This window comes from Flavihumibacter profundi, assembly GCF_020076305.1.
Classification (GTDB): domain Bacteria; phylum Bacteroidota; class Bacteroidia; order Chitinophagales; family Chitinophagaceae; genus Flavihumibacter; species Flavihumibacter profundi.
On the sequence record NZ_JAIQXE010000005.1, the window covers coordinates 1 to 2,620 of the forward strand.

Genomic DNA, 2,620 nt, shown 5'->3' on the forward strand with positions numbered 1-2,620 from the left:
AGAGCGACTTACCGGTTCGTAATTGCTCCAGCGCCTTTTTCTGAAGGCGTTCATAATCAGGGTGTTGTTTGTCTAGCATAAAAAACTGCATTAAAGTTAACCTTTGACACAGTTCATTTTACAGCCTCTAAGCGACAGTCAGGCAATTCATCCGGCAAACTACAGTTTGATATTGAAATAAGGAAAGCGAAAGCACAGGTAAGCCTATGTAAGTAGCATTTTTCTTATATTTCCTGAAAGATTTACCGATATGAAAAGATCCACCGGGGCCAGCCTGGCGTTTATGATGTTCCTGCAATATTTTATCTGGAGCTCGTGGTATGTGACCATGGGCACTTACATGAAAGAGAACCTGGGTTCCTCTGATGTTCAGATCGGGGCGGCTTTCAGCGCTTTGGCTATTGCAACAATGATCTCCCCGTTTTTTGTGGGGTTGGTAGCCGACCGATTTTTTGCTGCGCAACGGATTATGGGGGTATTGCATTTGCTGGGTGCTGTATTGCTTTTCGCAGCTACCAGGGTTACAGGGAATGCAATCTTTTACTGGACCATACTCATATACTCATTAATGTACATGCCTACCATTGCCTTGTCTAACAGTGTGGCATTTTCCCAAATGACCGACCCGGGGAAGCAATTCCCCTGGATAAGGGTGTTTGGAACTATTGGGTGGATAGTTGCCGGTACACTTGTTGGTAACCTGCAGATTGAAAAATCGGCCAACACATTTTACCTCGCAGCTGCTGTTTCTGCAGCGCTTGGTTTGTTTAGTTTCTTTTTGCCGAATACACCACCAAAAGCTAAGACTGAAGCCGTTTCAGGCGCTAAAGCAATTGGCAGTGATGCCTTTGTACTGTTTAAGGATAAATCATTTTCGGTATTTTTTATTGCGGCTATCCTGGTCTGCATCCCGCTTGCTTTCTACTATGGATTTGCTAATCCTTTCCTGAATGAGATCGGTATGCAAAATGCAGCCGGTAAAATGATCCTGGGCCAGGTATCTGAAGGTTTATTTATCCTGGCTATACCATTTATGTTCAACAGGATCGGGGTAAAGAATATGCTGATGTTGGGTATCCTGGCCTGGATACTACGTTATGTGTTTTTTGCTTATGGTTATGCTGATCCCAATAGCTGGATGTTATATTCCGGCATTATCCTGCATGGGGTTTGTTATGATTTCTTTTTTGTGACCGGTTATATGTACTGTGAGAAAAAAGCAGGTGAAAAGATTAAAAATGCTGCACAGGGACTATTCACATTTGCCACATACGGGCTGGGTATGTTTATCGGCACCTGGTTTTCTGGTTTTGTTGCCGGCCATTACCAAACGGATACCGGCCACAACTGGCAGGGCATCTGGCTGGTGCCGGCTTCAATAGCAGGTGCGGTATTGATCTATTTTTTGCTGTTCTTTAAGGAGAAAAAAGAAGTTAGTCCAGGTTTACCCGTTTAATACTACAACCCGGGCAAATAAGAAATTTCTCCAAAAAGTTTGATGAAATACTTCTAAACCATACCTTTGCAACCTCTTAGAAACGAATTAACACCGTTTTAAAGGTCCGGGAAGTAGCGCAGGCCGGTAGCGCACCTGGTTTGGGACCAGGGGGTCGCAGGTTCGAATCCTGTCTTCCCGACAACTTTAAAGATAGAACCCGCTACTATAGCGGGTTCTATCTTTTTAATTAATGTTAGGGGAACTTTTAAGCCATTTTAGGCTAATAAAACTCCTAATTATATACTATAATAATAATTATATCTTTTAACTAATTGGGGCGGGTTTATACCAGCTTCTTTTTATCGCTTTCCTAATTCTGGCCCTTCGCCTTTCTTCCTGTACTTCCCGGGCCCGGCTGTTCTATTATAATCTGTTGTAGTTTGGTTATATCGTCGCCTTTCCTTTGCCCCCAAATAAGTTTTAAATTCATCGGACTTGGTTGAAATCATTACGCAGTTAAACTCCGATATTTCTCCTGTCTTTTTTGCCCGAATATCACCATTTATAGCAAACTTGAAGATTTTTGCTAATACTGTATCAGCCATAAATCTGAACTGTTCCACTTGGCCAATGTAAAGATCGTGTTCCGAGTATTTTTTTAAATGCTGGTGAATTGTTTTCCGGCTTAATCCCGTTTCCGTAGCTATTTCCCTTTTCGCTGGCATCCTACCATAATCCTGCATCAATTTTGCAATGGCTGCTGTAATCTTGTTATCATTCGTTTCCCAATATTGATTTCTGGTTTCATTTGAAGTGTATCGACCCCGGTAGCCAGCGCTCAAGGATTCAGGTTGTGCCAGATTGGCGGCTACTGACCTGGAGGTTATCCTGGCAAATTGTTGGCGTTTGATGCGTGTATTTAAGGACCACTTAAGGACCACATGAAGACCATGTGAAGATTCCCAAAAATGCATTCCCGTAATCCGTAAATAACAGTACATCCAATTTTTGTGAAACTTAAAATCTGACAAAATGTCTAAGGCCTGATAACCTGAAGGCTGTAAAATGAACTGTGTCAAAGGTTAACTTTAATGCAGTTTTTTATGCTAGACAAACAACACCCTGATTATGAACGCCTTCAGAAAAAGGCGCTGGAGCAATTACGAACCGGTAAGTCGCTCT

General features: G+C 42.3%; 2 protein-coding genes and 1 tRNA gene. 2 read left to right on the forward strand and 1 reads right to left on the reverse strand.

Features of this window, described 5'->3' with window-relative positions:
* Positions 1 to 250: 250 nt before the first annotated feature.
* A complete protein-coding gene (locus LAQ65_RS21015) occupies positions 251 to 1,456 on the forward strand; it encodes a nucleoside permease (RefSeq protein WP_224118995.1) in 1,206 nt (401 codons plus the stop codon).
* A gap of 107 nt (positions 1,457 to 1,563) precedes the next feature.
* A tRNA-Pro gene (locus tag LAQ65_RS21020) sits at positions 1,564 to 1,637 on the forward strand.
* 160 nt (positions 1,638 to 1,797) lie between these two features.
* Here LAQ65_RS21020 and LAQ65_RS21025 read toward each other — a convergent pair.
* Positions 1,798 to 2,517, reverse strand: a complete 720-nt coding sequence (locus LAQ65_RS21025; protein WP_224118996.1) for a hypothetical protein — start codon at positions 2,515 to 2,517, stop codon at positions 1,798 to 1,800.
* Positions 2,518 to 2,620: the final 103 nt, after the last annotated feature.